Source organism: Ancylobacter rudongensis, from assembly GCF_900100155.1.
GTDB lineage: Bacteria > Pseudomonadota > Alphaproteobacteria > Rhizobiales > Xanthobacteraceae > Ancylobacter > Ancylobacter rudongensis.
On the sequence record NZ_FMTP01000004.1, the window covers coordinates 356465 to 372269 of the forward strand.

The following is a 15805-nucleotide window of genomic DNA, read 5'->3' on the forward strand; positions in this document are numbered from 1 at the left end:
GAGGCGCCCATGAGCGAATTCGATACGGTCATACGCGGTGGCACTGTGGTCACCGCCTCGGACACGGTGCGGGCCGATGTCGGCATTCGCGACGGGCGGATCGTGGCTGTGGCCGAGAGCCTGACCGGCGGCGCGAAGGTGATCGACGCCACCGGGCTGCTGGTCATGCCCGGCGGCATCGACAGTCATGTGCATCTTGCCCAGCCGGCCTTTGGCGGCCCGGCCATGGCGGATGATTTCGAGAGCGGCACCCGCTCCGCCATTGCCGGCGGCAACACCACGGTGCTGCCCTTCGCGCTGCAGCCGCGCGGCGCCAGCCTGCGCCAGAGCGTGATGGACTATCACAAGGAAGCCGACGGCAAGTGCTATTGCGACTACGGCTTCCACCTCATCATTTCCGACCCTTCCGCCAGCGTGCTGGGGCAGGAACTGCCGGCACTGGTGGGCGACGGCTACACCTCGTTCAAGGTGTTCATGACCTATGACGACCTGGTGCTGAACGACCGCCAGCTGCTGGAAGTGTTCGACTGCGCGCGCGGCTGCGGTGCCCTCGTCATGGTGCATTGCGAGGGCTATGACGCCATTCGCTTCATGACCCAGAAGCTGGAGGCGGCTGGCAAGACGGCGCCCTACTACCACGGCGTCTCCCGCCCGCAATCGGTGGAACGCGAGGCCACCCACCGCGCCATCAGCCATGCCGAGCTGACCGACGTGCCGATCATGGTGGTGCATGTCTCGGGCCGCGAGCCGATGGAGCAGATCCGCTGGGCGCAGCAGAAGGGGCTGAAGGTCTATGGCGAGACCTGCCCGCAATATGTCGCGCTCACCGCCGAGGACATGAAGGGCCTCAACATGGACGAGAGCGGCGGCAAATATGTCTGCTCGCCGCCGCCGCGCGACCACGCCAGCTGGGACGCCATCTGGGAGGGCATCCGCACCGGCGTGTTCCAGACCTTCTCGTCCGACCATTGCGCCTTCTTCTATGAGGGCGAGATGGGCAAGCTGAACCCGAAGGCCCGCACTTCCTTCCGCTGGGTGCCGAACGGCATTCCCGGCGTCGAGACGCGGCTGCAGATCCTGTTCTCAAAGGGGGTGGTGGAAGGGCGCATCACGCTCAACGAGTTCGTTGCACTCACCTCGACCAACCACGCCAAGATCTACGGTCTCTACCCGAAGAAGGGCTCGATCGCCCCCGGCTTCGACGCCGACATCGTGCTGTGGGACCCGAACCGCAAGGAAACCATCCGCCAGGAGCTGATGCATCACGGCGCCGACTACACGCCCTATGAAGGCATGGAAGTCACCGGCTGGCCGGTCATGACGCTGCTGCGCGGCAAGGTGATGGCGGAAGACGGTCGCATCGTCGGCGAACCCGGCGATGGCGGCTTTCTCAAGCGCGAGCTCTCGCCCTATGCCGTGCCGGCGGGAGGCGCAGCGTGAGCGGCGCGCCGGTCGCCCTCGTCACCGGGGCGGGCATCGGCATCGGGCGGGCGACCTCCTTCGCCTTCGCCCTCGCCGGCTACCATGTCGTCGTCACCGATGTGCTGGAGGCGGAGGGCGGTGACGTTGCCCGCGCCATTGTCGATGCGGGCGGACGCGCCGAATTCCTCCCGCTCGACGTCACCTCGACGCCGGCGACCGATGCGCTGGTGGCCGATATCGAGGCGCGGCATGGGCGCATCGACGCGATCATTGCCAATGCCGGCATCGCCAAAAAGGTCCCGCTCGGGGTGATGAGCGACGAGGCGTGGGACCGGACGTTTGACGTCGACCTGAAAGGCATCATGCGGATCGTGCGCGCCGCTGCCCCCGGCATGCGAGCCCGCAAGGCCGGCTCAGTGGTGGCACTCTCCTCCATCATGGGCGTCGCTTATGGCTGGGACGAGCATGTGCATTATTCCGCCGCCAAGGCCGGCGTGGTCGGGCTGGTGCGCGGGCTGGCGGTGGAACTTGCGCGCGACGGCATCACCGTCAACGGTGTGGCCCCGGGCTATATCCGCACCGCGCAGGCGCTCTCGCGCGAGCATTCGCTGGGGCCGGAAGGGCTGGAGAAGGCCGCCGACTTCATCCCGCTCGGCCGCGTCGGCGAGCCGGAAGACATTGCCGACGTCATCCTCTTCCTCGCCTCGCCGGCGGCGCGCTACATGACCGGGCAGGTGATCGCGGTGGATGGCGGGCTGCTGGTCGGGCGCTATTGAGCCTTGCCGGAGCCAACAAAAGCGTCGAAGGAGCGCTGTACCAGCGCCGGGTCGAGCCTGCGCGCGATCATGACAATCTGCGTGCCGTGGACACCCTCGGGCCACGCCTTCAAGTGCTCGGGGGCGTGGACGAGGTGCTGGACACCCTGGATGACCACGGGTTCGGCGATGCTCTCGATCGACAGCAGTCCCTTGAGGCGCAGGATTTCGCCGCCATGGCGGTTCAGCAGCATCGACAGCCAGAGCGCGAAGCGCGGCCAGGCCAACGGCGCCTCGGCGCGGATGACGAAGGCCCGGATGTCGCCGTGCCGGCCGGCTTCGTGCGCGGCATGGCCGTGAAAGCGCCAGCCGCCTTCGCGCACCGCCGCCGCCTCGATCCAGCGCCGCACCTCGGCGGCCCGGTGCGCCTCGTCGGCGGGGTCCGCGAGCAACAGCGCGATATCGGGCGCCTCGTCCGGGAGAAGCGTGACTAGCGCGGCGCTCGGGTTGAGGGCTGAGAGGCGCGCGGCCAGCATGGCGGCTTCCCCGGGGGAGGCAAGGTCGCTCTTGCTGATCGCCAGCCTGTCTGCCGCCGCCACCTGCCGCAGCGATTCCGGGAAGGAAGCGAGATTGCCCACGCCGTTCGGTACGTCGACGACGGTGACGATGCCGCCGAGACGGAACTGGTGGCGCAGCATCGGGTCGGCGATCAGCGTGGTGACGATCGGCCCGGGATCGGCGATGCCAGTGGTCTCCAGCACCACGCGGGCGAAGGGGGGCAGCGTGCCGTGCCGGCGGCGCTCCATGAGGTTGACTAGTCCATCCTTCAGGTCGGTCCGTACCGTGCAGCAGACACAGCCGCTTTTCAGCAGCACGATGTCCTCATCCACGGCCTCGACCAGAAGATGGTCGAGGCCCACCTCGCCGAACTCGTTGATCAGCACGGCGGTGTCGGCCAGTGCCGGCGAGGCAAGCAGCCGACGCAGCAGCGAGGTCTTTCCCGCGCCGAGAAAGCCGGTGAGCACATGCACCGGCAGCTTTCCGGCAGGGGCGGGCGGACCGTTCATCGGCTTTGTTCGACCCGCGCGATCACCGCCGGGTCGAGCGGATCGCAGGGCTGGCCGGCGAGCTTTTCCGCCTCCGGCCAGAGCGCGCCGAAATGCTCCACCACTGCCATGCGCCCGGTGCGCGAGCGTAGGGTGAAGCGGCCCGCCCATTCGTCGAGCCTGAGCCCGTAGAGTCCTAGCACCTCGTTGGCGCAAGCCGCGCGGGCCCGGCGCTCCGCCGTCGGCGTGACGCTGCCGCCGGTTCCTTTGCCGGCGGTCCAGTGGTCGCTGGCGGCGAAAGCGCCGCAAAGCCCGCACATGGCCCGGCCTCAGGGCGTGGGCCGGGCGGTGCCGCTGCGCGGAAAGCGCCGGGCGAAGTCGTCGGCGATCTCCTCCATGGTGACGAATTTCACGCCCTCATGGCCCTTGATGTAGTCGAACAGCCGCTCGTGCATCTTCAACACATGCGGGCGGCCGGAGACATCAGGGTGGATGGTGATGGGGAAGACGGCGTAGTCGTAATTCTCGTAGACCCAGTCGAATTGGTCGCGCCAGGTGTCCTCGATATCGCGCGGCGAGACGAAGCCATGGCTGTTCGGTGCAGCCTTGATGAACATCATCGGCGGCAGGTCGTCGAGGTGCCAGGAAGCGGGAATCTCGATGAGATCGGTCTCCTCGCCCTGCACATAGGGCTTCATCCAGGTCGACGGGTGCTGGGAGTAGTCGATCTTGGTCCAGCTGTCGCCGACCGTCACATAATAGGGGTGGTGGTCATTGTGCATCAGCGAATGGTCGTACTTGATGCCCTTCTGCTTCAGCAGTTCATTTGTCTTCGAGCCGAACTCCCACCACGGCGCCACATACCCGCGCGGCGGCTTGCCGGCGAGCTGGGTGATGAGCTCGACGCATTTGTCGAAGATCGCCTCCTCCTGCTCAGGCGTCATGGCGATGGGGTTCTCGTGGCTGTAGCCGTGCATGCCGATCTCGTGGCCGGCATCGGCCACCGCCTGCATCTCCGCCCGGAAGCTCTCGATGGAATGGCCTGGAATGAACCAGGTGGTCCTGATGTCCCATTTTTCGAACAGCCGCAGCAGGCGCAGGCTGCCGACCTTGCCGGCGAAGGCGCCGCGGGAAATGTCGCAGGGGCTGTCCTCGCCGCCATAGGAGCCGAGCCAGCCCGCTACCGCGTCAACGTCAATGCCGTAGGAGACGAAGATTTCCTTGGCCATTCGCGTTCCTTTCGCTGTTCCTGCCACGGTGGGGGCCGCGGCGCCCAAAGCTCAGACGAATTCGGTCATGGTGATCCCCGCGCGGTCCGCCGTGCGGCTGAGATGGCGGCGCATATAGTAGCCGGCGCCCTCCGGGTCCCCCATGGTGAGCGCCTCGACGACGCGCTCATGTTCCATCACCGGGTCCCACAGCTTGTCGCGCCGCACCGGCAGCCGCGAGCTTTCCAGCAGCACGCGGGCGAAATTGTCGTGCATGTCGGCGAGCAGGCGGTTGCGCGAGAAGCGCATGATCAGCTTGTGGAACTCGAAGTCGATCTGCGCGAAGGCGGCGAAGTCCTGCGCGTGGGCGGCGGCGCGGAAGGCCTGCACATTCTCCTTCAGCTCCTCGATCTCCGCCTCGGTGCGGGTCATCGCCGCCAACTGCGCGGCATGGCTCTCGGCGATGTAGCGGAACTGATAGACCTCGGCCGGGGAATAGCGGGCCGCGAAGCGCCAGGACGGGGCCGGCGCGGCCTCTCCGCCCTCGGCGGTCGCCCGCACGAAGGTGCCGCGCCCGGGCTCGATGGAGATGAGGCCGATGGTGGCCAGGATCGACAGCGCCTCGCGCAGCGTGGCGCGGCTGATGTTGAACTCCCGGGCAAGGTCGCGCTGCGGCGGCAGGGGCGCGCTCGGCCCGAGCTTCCTGTCCTCGATCAGCTTCTGCAGCGCGCTCACCGCGAGCTGGGCCGCCGTTGGGGCGGGCTGGCGCCGCCGCTTGCCTGCTGAATCGGTCTGACCAATGTGTCCGCCGCCACCTTGCACCGCTTTACGCATCTGGCTAAATTCCGTCACTCGCTGCGAGGATGGCATCGTTGGAGCCGGTCTGACCAGTTCAAATTTTGGTCACTTCGCTGCCCCCGAATGTTCGATTGACGCACTTGCCGGGCGAGCGCAAGTGTCCGAGGTAATGAGGCGTGCTTGAGCGAGAACACTGATATTGAGGGGCGGCTGGACCTGCGGCTCCTCCCGGCCACCGCGGCCCTTTTCCGCCCCTATGGCCATCTCGTGAGCGCCGGCGCCGCCGACCCGGTTCACGTCAATGCCGGCACCGCGCTGCGCTACGACATTGCGCGGATCGATGCCGATACACGGCCGGGAAGCCGGCTGGTCGCCTCGGTGTTCGAAACGGCACCTCAGGCGCTGCCGCTGGTGGTGCGGTTGATGGAGCGCCATGCCTTCTCGCAGCAGGCCATCGTCGCCATGCATTCGGAGGACTTCATCCTCGCCGTCGCGCTCGATGACGGGCACGGGCGCCCGGACCTCGCCTCGCTGCGGGCGTTTCACTTTTCCGGCGGGGGCGGCGTCGTCTACCGGCGCGGCGTCTGGCACACGCCGATCATCGGGCTGGGCGGGGCAGGGCGGTTCTTCGTGCAGTCCTGGCAGGCGGGCACGACGGAGGATTGCGAGGAGCAAATCGTCGGTCCCTTCGTCATCCGGGCCGGCGGATAGCAACGCGAGCGGGGAACGCTAACCGGTGGCGGGCGTTGTTCTGGCAGTCAATGTCAGGAGCAACCCGATGGCCGACGCCAACAAGATCAACGAGAATCTGCCCTCCAGCGCCGATGCGCTGATGCGCGAGACGGGCCGCAACGTTTCCGCCGCCTCCGATGCGGTCAGCGAGGGTGTCAGCGACGCCGCCGAGCGCGCCTCGGGCCTGTATGCTGCCGGCAATGCCGCAGTCGCCAACCGCATCGATGTGCTTCCCGGCATGGTCACGGCGGCACTGGCAGGGGTCGTGGTCGGCTATTTCATCGGCCGCGATCGTCCCCACCGCTGGTGAACCGGGCGGCTCAGGCCGCTCCCGGTGGACCCCAACGGGCGAGGGGGACAGGGGCATTGCTCCTGTCCCTTTTTTCGTTGCCGGAGGTCAGGGGCAATGCCCGGCACGGGGCCGCACGCGCATACGGGCGACTTGATCACAGTTCAGAAATGTCCGTGCCGGCGGGGGCTTCCGGCTGCGACCCCGCGAGGGCGTCCACGCGCGAGCGGCCTCCTGACAGGCTCAGATGACGCGAACGACAACATAAATGTTCGTTTGACGACATTTTAGACTCTGGCGGTGGACTCCCACGTCTGGGACGCTAACCGAGGCTCCAGGAAAATGCTGGGAAGTGGGTTCCGAGGCCGCTATTTTGCTGGCCTGTGGGTAAGCGGCGATCAAGGGAAAAGCGAGGCGCATGCCTGCCCGCTGCTTACTCAAGGGGCGAGCCGTGCCTACGGTTTGGCAACCTGACCATAAATAAAGTCAATTTATATCAGAGGGATAAGGTTGGCCTTTCGCCTGACGCGGTTTGGGGCTCGCCCGACATCGCCCCGTCGACCGTGTCGCCATGTGCCTGAATCGGTGTCGCCGGGGCGTTATCTGCCCATGCGGAGGCGTCTCCGTCACCCGCGTCAGATCAAAATGTTATATAAGTGACATGCTGATCTGCCAAACGAACAGTCCTCAATCAACGCCGACCGAAATCCGGAGCCATCAGCGCTCCCGGGCCAGGCCGCGGCAATTCCGGGCGCATGGGGACTGCACGATGACTATCAGGAAGACCCGCCATCGACGTGACTTCAGCCTTGCCATCATGACCTCGCGGCTCCTGTGCGGTGCCGCGATGACGGTGCTCGGTGCCGCCGCCGCTCAGGCGGAGGACGGGACACTTCGCATTCTGACGCTCAACACCTGGGGCGACCAGTACGCCAACAATCTCGGCGTCACCTCCGATTTCTTCATCAACGGCAATTACGACATCATCGCTCTGCAGGAATCGCGCACCAACACCAAGTACATTCCGGGCCTCACCCAGATGCTGGGCGATGCCGGTCTCGGCACATATGCCGGCACCCAGATCAGCGATGTCAGTGTGGTCAGCCGGCTGTCCGGCACGTTTGGCTCCAGCACGCTCGGCGACGCGGTCGCCTACCAGAAGATCGACGCCCAGAACGGCGTCCCGCAGACCATCATCGGCTCCGTTCATCTTAATTATTATGACGAGCCCAATGCCCGCCTCAATGAGGTCAAGGGTTTCAACAGCTGGGCGGCCAGCTCGGATACGCCGATCATTCTCGTCGGCGACTTCAATGCCGGCGACGTCTCCGAGCGCGGGCTCCATAACGCCGACCAGCAGTCCTATCTCTATGCCCGCACTATCATCGACAGCGGCTCCTCGGCGCTGTGGAAGCAGCTGGCGAAGGAATACACGCCGGAGGGGAAGGCGAGCGAATATGAGGCCTATGCCGCGTCGATGAAGGTGGTCGACGACAACGGCACGGTCCATTACCGCAACGTGATCCAGGATTATTTCAACGCCCACCGCGACGAGTTTCCCGGAAAGACCAGCTATTCGCAGCTGAGCTGGCGGCAGTGGGAAGCGATCATCGCCAAGGACATGGCGCAGAACGGCATCACCTTCGAGGACGAGACCTATCCGGTGGAATCCAACACGCCGGTGACGATGAACGTGCTCAAGAAGCAGTACATGCTGCTCACCACTGAAGCGGAGCGCGAGCCCTTCGCCCCGCACGAACTGGGTGACGGCACGACGACCTGGCCGTCTGCCGGCGAGGACGCCACCAATACATGGACCAGCTGGGACCGGGTGACGATCGACCATTTCATGGTCTCCCGCCCCTTCGGCAAGTGGTACACCATCGTCGACGATCCCAATGACGCCTACACCGGCGTTCTCGACGATGTCGGCTTCATCAATGATGGCAGCGCCCCGCTTGCCGACCACGAGCCGGTCGCCCACACGCTGAAATGGATCGGCCCGGCGCTGGAGACCTATACCGAGACGGTCGACAATGCGGAGGTCGAGAAGACCCGCCTCGTCTGGGGTTCCGACGCCACGGTGTTCGAGGAGAAGAACAAGGAGTTCTACCTCACCCGCAACAACATGCGGACCGATGTCTATCTCGGGCAGATCTCCGACGAGAACGGCAATCCCATCCTCACCGACCTGACGCTGGAGGAAAAGAAGACCCTGCTCGACTGCACGAGCACCGATCCGCGCTTCCAGCAGGCCATTGTCGACTATTGCATCGACGACCACAGCTTCATCGGCGAGACGCTGATCACCGATGGCGGCACGGTCATCGTCGACGAGGACGCCGCGCTCGGCACCTCGGCGGCGAGCCTGCATCTCGACAACGGCACGCTGCGCATCGCCGGCACCGACATGGCGCTGCTCGACCGCGCGGTCGTGCTGGAAGCCGGGGGCGGCGGCATCGACATTGCCGAGGCGGATAATGCGGTGGCCATCGCCCGCGCCATTTCCGGCACCGGCGCCCTGACCAAGCTGGGCGAGGGCGCGCTGGGGCTGCTCGGCCAGAACACCTATACCGGCGAGACCCGGGTCGAAGAGGGCCTGCTGGTCGTCAATGGCTCGATCGCCACCTCAGCGCTGACCACCGTGTTCGACGGCGCCGCGCTGGCCGGCACCGGCACGGTCGGCAATCTGCGCATCGCCTCGGGCGGCGCGATCGCGCCCGGCCAGTCGATCGGCACCCTCAATGTCGCGGGCAATCTGAGCTTCGCGGCGGGCTCGTTCTATGAAGTCGAGGTGAATGCCGAGGGGCAGAGCGATCTCATCGCCGTCACTGGCGCCACCACCATCGAGGGCGGCAGCGTCATCGGCATCGCCGCCGGCGGCGACTACCTCCCGGAAACCGCCTACACCATCCTCACCTCGGCCGGCGGTATCGAGGGTGCGTTCGACGACGTTACCTCCAGCCTCGCCTTCCTCGACCCGACGCTGAGCTATGGCGCCACCGAAATCCAGCTGACGCTGGCGCGCAATGACACCGCCTTCGACAAGGTCGGCTATACGAGCAACCAGCAGTCGGCGGCGCGCGGCGCCGAGAGCCTCGGCTATGGCAATGCGCTCTACAATGCCATCGTCATGCAGGATGCGGCGACGGCGCGGTCCATCTTCACCCAGATCGGGGGCGAGCTTCATGCGTCCACGGCGGGCGTTCTGGTGGGCAACAGCCGGTTCGTTCGCGACGCGATGAATGACCGCCTGCTCGCCTCGGGCGGCGAGACGCTGCTGTCCGACATGGCGGTGGTCGGCCTCGACACCAAGGCGCCCCGCCCGGTGGCGGCGGACACCAAGGAAGTCGCCATGTGGATGCGCGGCTTCGGCGCGTGGAACGAGGTCGACGGCAACGGCAACGCCTCGGGCCTGTCCAGCAACACGGGCGGCGTCCTTGGCGGCCTCGATGCCGGCCTGCCCGGCAACTGGCGCGTGGGCATGCTGGCTGGCTACAGCCAAACCTCCGTCAGCCTGGACGATCTCGCCGCCAGTGCCAACAGCGACAATGTCCATCTCGGCGTCTATGCCGGCACGCAGGCCGGTCCGGTCGGCGTCCGCCTCGGCGCCGCCTACACCTGGCACAGCATCGACAGCACCCGCCAGGTCAACATCCCGACCATCAGCGAGCGGCTGACGGCCGATTACGACGCCACCACCACCCAGGCCTTCGGCGAGCTGGGCTATCGGTTCGAACACGAGAAGGGCATGCTCGAACCCTTCGTCAACCTCGCCTATGTTCACTTCAGCAACGACTCTTTCGCCGAACAGGGCGGCGTTGCCGCGCTTGGCGGGGGGAGTGACGGCCTCGACACTTTCTTCACCACGCTCGGCCTTCGCGCCTCCCACCGCTTCGACCTCGGCGGCACGCAGACCACGCTGCACGGCACGGTGGGCTGGCAATATGCCTCCGGCGATATCACTCCCGAAGCTTCGCTCGCCTTTGCCGGCGGCGACGTGTTCTCGGTCGCGGGTGCGCCGATCGCTGAAAATGTTGCCGTGCTCGGCGCACGTATCGAGTTTGCCGCCACGGAACATGCCACCATTAGCGTTGGCTATGATGGGCAGTTCGGCTCGGGACAGAGCGACAACAGCCTGACGGGGACGCTGAGCGTCAGGTTCTGACGCGCCCTCGTTTCCTCCAACCTGCCGGCCGGGCACGACTGTCCCGGCCGGCGTCGAACCGTCTCGACCCATGGGGCGCCCGATGGACGCCGCATGGGTCGAAGGCTATTTTGACGCTGAGCTTTCGAGAATCGACATGCCGATGCGCGACGAAGAGCGGGATGACGAGGGCAAGAAGGCGCGCCGGCGCGCGTTTCTCGTGCAGCATCTCGAACAGCATCGCTACATTTCCATCGAAGAGATCGCGAGCCGTTTCTCGGTGACGACCCAGACCGCGCGGCGGGACGTTGTTGCGCTCGAACTGGAGGGTAAGGTGCGCCGGCTGCATGGCGGCGCGGTGGCCTCGACCCCGATCGACCCAACCATCTATCGCCAGCGCCGCATCGCCAATGCGGAGGCCAAGGACGCCATCGGCGCCGCCATCGCCCGTCTTGTGCCCGACAACGCCTCGATCTTCCTCGACACCGGCACAACCTGCGAGGCCGTCGCCCGCGCGCTCATCGACCACAAGGCGCTGCGCGTCGTCACCTACAGCCTGCGCGTCGCCTCGACGCTGAGCGACTGCACGGACTTCACCATCGCCGTGCCGGGCGGCTTCGTGCGGCAGGTGGATGGCGGCGTGTTCAGCCAGACCTCGGCCGAGTTCATCCAGGCGTTCAAGTTCGATTTCGTCGTGATCTCGGTGAGTGGCATCGACGAGGATGGCGACATCGGCGACGACGACTATGCCGAGGTCGCCGCCGTGCGGGCCGCCATGATGCAGGCCGGGCGGGTTATCCTGGCCATCGACAGCAGTAAGTTCGGCCGTCGCGGGCTGGTACGCCTGGGATCGCTCCGTGACATCGACCTGCTCGTCACCGAGGCGGCGCCGGTCGGCGATCTCGCCGGTGTGGCCGAAAAGAGCGGGGTGAAGCTCCACCTCGCCCGGCTTGAGGCGTCCTGAACCTCCTGGCGGCAAGCGCCCGCATCGGCTGGGCCGCAAGAAGGCCCAGCCGAGTGTTTTTCCGTCACGAACCGGCCCGCGACCGCTTCAGCGCGCCGAGGATCGGCAAGGCGAGAGAGAGCAGAACCACCATGAGCAGCACGGCGGAGATCGGGCGTTCGACGAAGATCGACAGGCTGCCGAAGGACAGCAGCAGCGACTGGCGCAGCGACATTTCCAGCATCGGTGCCAGCACCAGCGCAAGCACCAGCGGCGGGCGGGGAATGTCGAACTTGATCATCAGCCAGCCCAGCACGCCGAACACAATGCACATCCACACCGTGCCCAGATCCAGCGTCGCGGCATAGGCGCCGACCAGCGAGAGCGCCAGGATGCCCGGAGCCAGATAGACATAGGGCACGCGCAGCAGCGCTGCGAACAGCGGGGCCAGCGGCAGGTTGATGATCAGCAGGAACAGGTTGCCGACGAACATCGAGGCGATCAGGCCCCAGACCAGCGTCGATTCCTGCTGCATCAGCATCGGGCCGGGCCGGACGCCGTGCAGGATGAGGGCCGCGAGCAGCACCGCTGTCGAGGCCGAGCCGGGAATGCCGAGGGCCAGCATCGGGATCATCGCGCCATGTGAGGCCGCGTTGTTCGCCGCTTCGGCGGCGGCCACGCCGTCCAGCGCGCCCCTGCCGAAACGCTCGGGATGGCGGCTGAACTTGCGCTCGGTCAGATAGGCCAGCAGCGAGGCCACCGAGGCGCCGGCGCCGGGCATGATGCCCACGAACAGGCCGATGATGCCGCCGCGCAGGATGGCGGCGCGGGTGGCGACCCAGTCGCTCATCTTCGGCAGCATGTCGCGAAAGCGGGTGCGGATCGGCGCGATCGCCTGCGCCCGTTCCAGCGAGGCCAGCACTTCGCCGATGCCGAAGATGCCGATAGCGACGGGGATGAAGTCGATCCCCTCGAATAGAGCGGGCTGGTCGAAGGTCAGGCGCGGGGCGCCCGACAGCGGATCGGCGCCGACCAGCGCGATCATCAGCCCGAGCACGCCGGCCATCAGCGCGCGAACCGGCGAGGCGCCGAGGCTGGCCGTGGCGGTGACGCCGAGCAGGGCGAGCAGGAAATATTCCGGCGCGTTGAAGCGAAGGGCGAAGTCGCTGAGTGTCGGGGTGATGAAGGCGACGGCGATGACGGCGCCGATGCCGGCGATGAAGGAGCCGATGGCAGCGATCGACAGCGCGGTTCCGGCCCGTCCCGCGCGCGCCAGCTTGTGGCCGTCCACCGCCGTCATCACGCCCGAGGCCTCGCCCGGGACGTTGATGAGGACGGAGGTCAGCGTGCCGCCATACTGGCCGCCATACATGATGCCGGCCAGCATCATGATGGCGATCGCCGGATCGAGGCCGAAGGTGAGCGGCAGCAGCAGCGCCATGCCCGCCGCCGGGCCGATGCCCGGCAGCGCGCCGACGATCTGGCCGATCAGCACGCCGAGAAAGACGAAGCCAAGGCCCGCCGGTGTGAGGACCGTTGCGAAACCCTGGCCGAGCAATTCGAGGATGGTCATGGTTCGCGAACTCAAAAGCTGAAGGCGAAAGGTGGCAGGGAGACCCCCAGCCAACGGACGAAGACGAGCTCGACGCCGACGGCCACGCCGACGGCGGTGAGCAGGCTGGGCACCAGTTTCTGCCGGAGCACGAGCGTCAGCATGAAGCCGATGAACAGGGCGACGGCGGGCACCATGCCCAGGATCGGCGAGATCAGGCCCATGCCGACCATCGCCGCCAGGGTTGCGCCGACCCGCAGGAAGCCGGCTGTGTCGGGGAAGTCGAGATCGCCGAGGGAGTGGCCGCGAAACTGCTGAATGAGCAGAATCACGGCCAGAAATGCCCCCGCAGCGGCAAGCCAGACGGGAAAGAACGCAGGTCCCGGCGTCACGCCGTCCCAATAGCGCAGGCCCATCGTTCCAAGGCCGACGAGCAGGGACAGCCCGATCATGAACAGAGCGGGAAGTGCCGCAAGAAATCTCATCGTCTGGCTCCGCCGGTCAGTTCTTCGCGAGGCCGACGCTCGTCAGGAGACGTCGGAACGTGTCCTGCTCACGCTTGAAATAGGCCCCGGCGTCATCCAGCCCGTAGAAGGTGGACTGCTGGAGGTTCTTGGCGATGATGTCCTTCCAGGCCTGGGTCTCGGTGGCCTTCTGGAACTTGTCCGCCCACCAGGCGGCGACCGCAGGATCGAGGCCGGGAGGACCCGCTACGCCCCAGAACTGCAGGTAGACGACGTCGACGCCCTGTTCCTTCGCCGTCGGCACGTCCTTGTAGCCGGGCTCGGTGCGGCGCTTCTCCGAGAGGATGGCCAGCGGCTTGGCCTTGCCGGATTCGATCAGGGCCAGGCCCTCGGCCAGCGTGGCGAAATGGCCTTCGACATTGCCGCCGAGGAAGGTGGCCTGCGCCGCCGAGCCGCTTTCATGCGGGATATAGGTCAGCTTGATGTCGGCGGCCTGCTCGACCAGAGCGGTGGCCAGATGGTCGTTGCCGCCCGAGGCGCCGCCGGCGATGCGGACGCGGCCCGGCTGCGCCTCGGCGGCGGCCACGAACTCTTCAAGCGTGTTGAACTTGCCGTCCGGATTGGTCAGCAGCACCAGCTCCGACTGGACGAAGCCGGCAATCGGCGTGACCTGGTCGATCACCGAGGGCGTGCCCTGGACGATCGGGGTGGTGAAGACCGGCGAGGCCAAGGTGAGGAGGACGTTCTCGTCGCCCTTCTTGCCCAGAACATAGTTATAGGCGTTGGAGTGACCGCCACCGGTCCGGTTCTGGACCACGATGGGGTTTTCCACCAGCCCGTCATTCATGATCTTGGCGATGGTCCGCATGATGACGTCGGGCGATCCGCCGGCGCCGGAACCGACGGTGATCTCGACCGGCCCCTTGGGCGCGCGCATCTCGGTCTGCGCCGATGCCGGAACGGTCGCGGCCAGGGTCCAGGAAAGCGCGCAGGTGAAGGCCAGCGCGCCGGCACTCCTTATCCTTGTCGTCATGAAAGTCCTCCCGGTTGATCTGTTGGTTTTTCGACCAGTTCCACCGTCCCTGGCTTCGTTCAGGTCCAGAGTGTCGACGGATGGAAAAGCTCTTCTGGCGAGACGTGCCGCACTGCGAGGTGCTGCTCGCTGGAATAGCGGCAGGCGGCGGCAAGCTCGGTGCGCGCGGCGGTGAAGCCATAGGGCCAGTAATCTTGGCCCATGGCCTTGAGCGTCGATTCCATGCTGGCGTTCAGCCAGGGAAGCGTCAGCCGGTTGGCCGAGCCGAGCCAGGTTTCCCGCAGCTTCTGCATCGCGAGGTCGCGGGCGCTGCGGAAGGTGTCGAACAGCAGCATCGGCAGATCGGGATGGCGCCGGACCAGCGAGTCGCGCACCGCCAGCACATGCATGACCGGAAAGAACCCGGTCCGCGCGAAATAGGCGCGTTCGGCCGCCTCGAAATCGGGGAAGACGCGCTCGATGCGTGGGTCGCCGTCGAGGAACGCCTTGGGCGGATTGGGCGCCAGCAGGCCGTCGATCTCGCCGGCGAGGAGCAGCGCCTGCAGCGTCTCGCCCTCGTTGATCGGCTGGATCGACAGGTCCGGTGGCGGCGTGAGAGCCAGGCGTTCGCGGCGCACGCCCTGGTCGAGCGCCCCGGTGCGCCAGGAAATGGCTTCGGCGCGCACGCCATAGTCATCATTGAGGATGCCGCGCATCCAGAGCGCGGCGGTCATCTGATATTCGGGGACGCCGATGGCGCGGCCGGCAAAGTCCGCCGGGGTGGCAATGCCGGAATCCGCCCGCTTGAAGAAGCCGTTATGGCGGAAGGAACGCGAGAGAAACACCGGCACCGCCGTGTAGTCGGGAGTGCCGCGCGAGACCTGCAGGATGTGGCTGGACAGGGAAAGTTCGGTGACGTCGAAGCGGGCTTCCTGCACGGCGATCGGAAACAGTGCGCTGGTCGGCAGGACATGGATGTCGGTGGTGTAGCCGGGCAGGGCCAGGGTGTCATCGATCAGCGCCTGGACGCGATCATGATTCCAGAAGGCCATCGAGATATTGGTCGGCGTACCCACGTCCACGCTCCTCCCGCAAGGATGCCTTTTCGGCGTAGCATTCTTTCAAACAGGCTCTGGCGGCCCTTGCAGTAGCTGGCGACGACGCGGCCCGTCGCGGCGGCCTGATCAATCAATGCCAACCGATTTAGATTTGGTTTTATATTGGCTCTGCCGCAACGTCAACAAAGGCCGGCCGGATCGGCGAGGATTCACGGCAGGCTGGGGTGCAGTTCGACCGCTCCTGCACCGTAAGGGCGCGGTTTCATAACGGCGGCTGCGATTAGACATTCAACCAATATTGAGATTGGTGGATCGTTTTGCAGAATGCCGGGCCGACGGCAGGCCCGATGGCTTCGACGTCCGTCCCGCTTCCCGTCCG

General features: G+C 66.3%; 14 protein-coding genes. 6 read left to right on the forward strand and 8 right to left on the reverse strand.

The window, feature by feature from the left end:
- Positions 1 to 9 precede the first annotated feature (9 nt).
- The gene (gene hydA / locus BLO63_RS12925) at positions 10 to 1440 is read left to right on the forward strand and encodes a dihydropyrimidinase (RefSeq protein WP_091441172.1); all 1431 of its coding nucleotides are present in this window, start codon (positions 10 to 12) and stop codon (positions 1438 to 1440) included.
- The gene (locus BLO63_RS12930) at positions 1437 to 2198 is read left to right on the forward strand and encodes an SDR family NAD(P)-dependent oxidoreductase (RefSeq protein ID WP_091441175.1); all 762 of its coding nucleotides are present in this window, start codon (positions 1437 to 1439) and stop codon (positions 2196 to 2198) included. The genes hydA and BLO63_RS12930 overlap by 4 nt, the downstream gene beginning before the upstream one ends.
- Here BLO63_RS12930 and BLO63_RS12935 read toward each other — a convergent pair.
- Genes BLO63_RS12935 through BLO63_RS12950 form a run of 4 tightly spaced genes read right to left on the reverse strand, consistent with a single transcriptional unit; the run spans position 2192 to position 5166 of the window.
- Entirely contained in the window at positions 2192 to 3244 is a 1053-nt protein-coding gene (locus BLO63_RS12935) for a CobW family GTP-binding protein (RefSeq protein ID WP_091441177.1), read from the reverse strand. The two genes, BLO63_RS12930 and BLO63_RS12935, sit on opposite strands and share 7 nt — an antisense overlap.
- Entirely contained in the window at positions 3241 to 3543 is a 303-nt protein-coding gene (locus BLO63_RS12940) for a hypothetical protein (protein ID WP_091441179.1), read from the reverse strand. Before BLO63_RS12940 ends, BLO63_RS12935 begins: the two co-directional genes overlap by 4 nt.
- 9 nt (positions 3544 to 3552) lie before the next feature.
- Positions 3553 to 4452: a polysaccharide deacetylase family protein gene (locus BLO63_RS12945; RefSeq protein ID WP_091441181.1), complete on the reverse strand. Its 900-nt coding sequence runs from the start codon at positions 4450 to 4452 to the stop codon at positions 3553 to 3555.
- Positions 4453 to 4503: 51 nt separating this feature from the next.
- Positions 4504 to 5166: a FadR/GntR family transcriptional regulator gene (locus BLO63_RS12950; protein WP_244517856.1), complete on the reverse strand. Its 663-nt coding sequence runs from the start codon at positions 5164 to 5166 to the stop codon at positions 4504 to 4506.
- Between the two features lie 243 nt (positions 5167 to 5409).
- Between BLO63_RS12950 and BLO63_RS12955 the strand changes: the two genes are divergently transcribed.
- The 4 genes from BLO63_RS12955 to BLO63_RS12970 all read left to right on the forward strand — a co-directional run bounded on the left by BLO63_RS12955 (position 5410) and on the right by BLO63_RS12970 (position 11361).
- Positions 5410 to 5940: an ureidoglycolate lyase gene (locus tag BLO63_RS12955; RefSeq protein ID WP_091441185.1), complete on the forward strand. Its 531-nt coding sequence runs from the start codon at positions 5410 to 5412 to the stop codon at positions 5938 to 5940.
- Between the two features lie 67 nt (positions 5941 to 6007).
- Positions 6008 to 6271 (forward strand): hypothetical protein, encoded by a 264-nt coding sequence (locus BLO63_RS12960; protein ID WP_091441188.1) that lies wholly within the window; start codon positions 6008 to 6010, stop codon positions 6269 to 6271.
- 748 nt (positions 6272 to 7019) lie between these two features.
- Positions 7020 to 10418: an autotransporter domain-containing protein gene (locus BLO63_RS12965; protein WP_244517857.1), complete on the forward strand. Its 3399-nt coding sequence runs from the start codon at positions 7020 to 7022 to the stop codon at positions 10416 to 10418.
- 136 nt (positions 10419 to 10554) lie between these two features.
- Positions 10555 to 11361 carry a DeoR/GlpR family DNA-binding transcription regulator gene (locus tag BLO63_RS12970; protein ID WP_091441434.1) on the forward strand — a complete coding sequence of 269 codons (807 nt, stop codon included), beginning with the start codon at positions 10555 to 10557 and terminating at the stop codon, positions 11359 to 11361.
- A 64-nt stretch (positions 11362 to 11425) separates the two neighbouring features.
- On the opposite strand, the gene BLO63_RS12975 is transcribed toward BLO63_RS12970, so the two are convergent.
- Genes BLO63_RS12975 through BLO63_RS12990 form a run of 4 tightly spaced genes read right to left on the reverse strand, consistent with a single transcriptional unit; the run spans position 11426 to position 15444 of the window.
- Entirely contained in the window at positions 11426 to 12913 is a 1488-nt protein-coding gene (locus tag BLO63_RS12975; RefSeq protein WP_091441193.1) for a tripartite tricarboxylate transporter permease, read from the reverse strand.
- Positions 12914 to 12924: 11 nt separating this feature from the next.
- Positions 12925 to 13344 carry a tripartite tricarboxylate transporter TctB family protein gene (locus tag BLO63_RS12980; protein ID WP_244517858.1) on the reverse strand — a complete coding sequence of 140 codons (420 nt, stop codon included), beginning with the start codon at positions 13342 to 13344 and terminating at the stop codon, positions 12925 to 12927.
- Positions 13345 to 13393: 49 nt separating this feature from the next.
- Positions 13394 to 14389: a Bug family tripartite tricarboxylate transporter substrate binding protein gene (locus BLO63_RS12985; protein ID WP_244517859.1), complete on the reverse strand. Its 996-nt coding sequence runs from the start codon at positions 14387 to 14389 to the stop codon at positions 13394 to 13396.
- A gap of 59 nt (positions 14390 to 14448) precedes the next feature.
- Positions 14449 to 15444, reverse strand: coding sequence for a substrate-binding domain-containing protein (locus tag BLO63_RS12990; RefSeq protein ID WP_244517860.1), 996 nt, complete (start codon positions 15442 to 15444; stop codon positions 14449 to 14451).
- Positions 15445 to 15805 lie beyond the last annotated feature (361 nt).

Bases quoted from the DNA above. Each gene is read 5' to 3' on its own strand.
- hydA (WP_091441172.1), top strand. From the start codon at position 10: ATGAGCGAATTCGATACGGTCATACGCGGTGGCACTGTGGTCACCGCC.
- BLO63_RS12935 (WP_091441177.1), bottom strand. From the start codon at position 3,244: ATGAACGGTCCGCCCGCCCCTGCCGGAAAGCTGCCGGTGCATGTGCTC.
- BLO63_RS12940 (WP_091441179.1), bottom strand. From the start codon at position 3,543: ATGTGCGGGCTTTGCGGCGCTTTCGCCGCCAGCGACCACTGGACCGCC.
- BLO63_RS12945 (WP_091441181.1), bottom strand. From the start codon at position 4,452: ATGGCCAAGGAAATCTTCGTCTCCTACGGCATTGACGTTGACGCGGTA.
- BLO63_RS12960 (WP_091441188.1), top strand. From the start codon at position 6,008: ATGGCCGACGCCAACAAGATCAACGAGAATCTGCCCTCCAGCGCCGAT.
- BLO63_RS12965 (WP_244517857.1), top strand. From the start codon at position 7,020: ATGACTATCAGGAAGACCCGCCATCGACGTGACTTCAGCCTTGCCATC.
- BLO63_RS12970 (WP_091441434.1), top strand. From the start codon at position 10,555: ATGCCGATGCGCGACGAAGAGCGGGATGACGAGGGCAAGAAGGCGCGC.
- BLO63_RS12975 (WP_091441193.1), bottom strand. From the start codon at position 12,913: ATGACCATCCTCGAATTGCTCGGCCAGGGTTTCGCAACGGTCCTCACA.
- BLO63_RS12980 (WP_244517858.1), bottom strand. From the start codon at position 13,344: ATGATCGGGCTGTCCCTGCTCGTCGGCCTTGGAACGATGGGCCTGCGC.
- BLO63_RS12985 (WP_244517859.1), bottom strand. From the start codon at position 14,389: ATGACGACAAGGATAAGGAGTGCCGGCGCGCTGGCCTTCACCTGCGCG.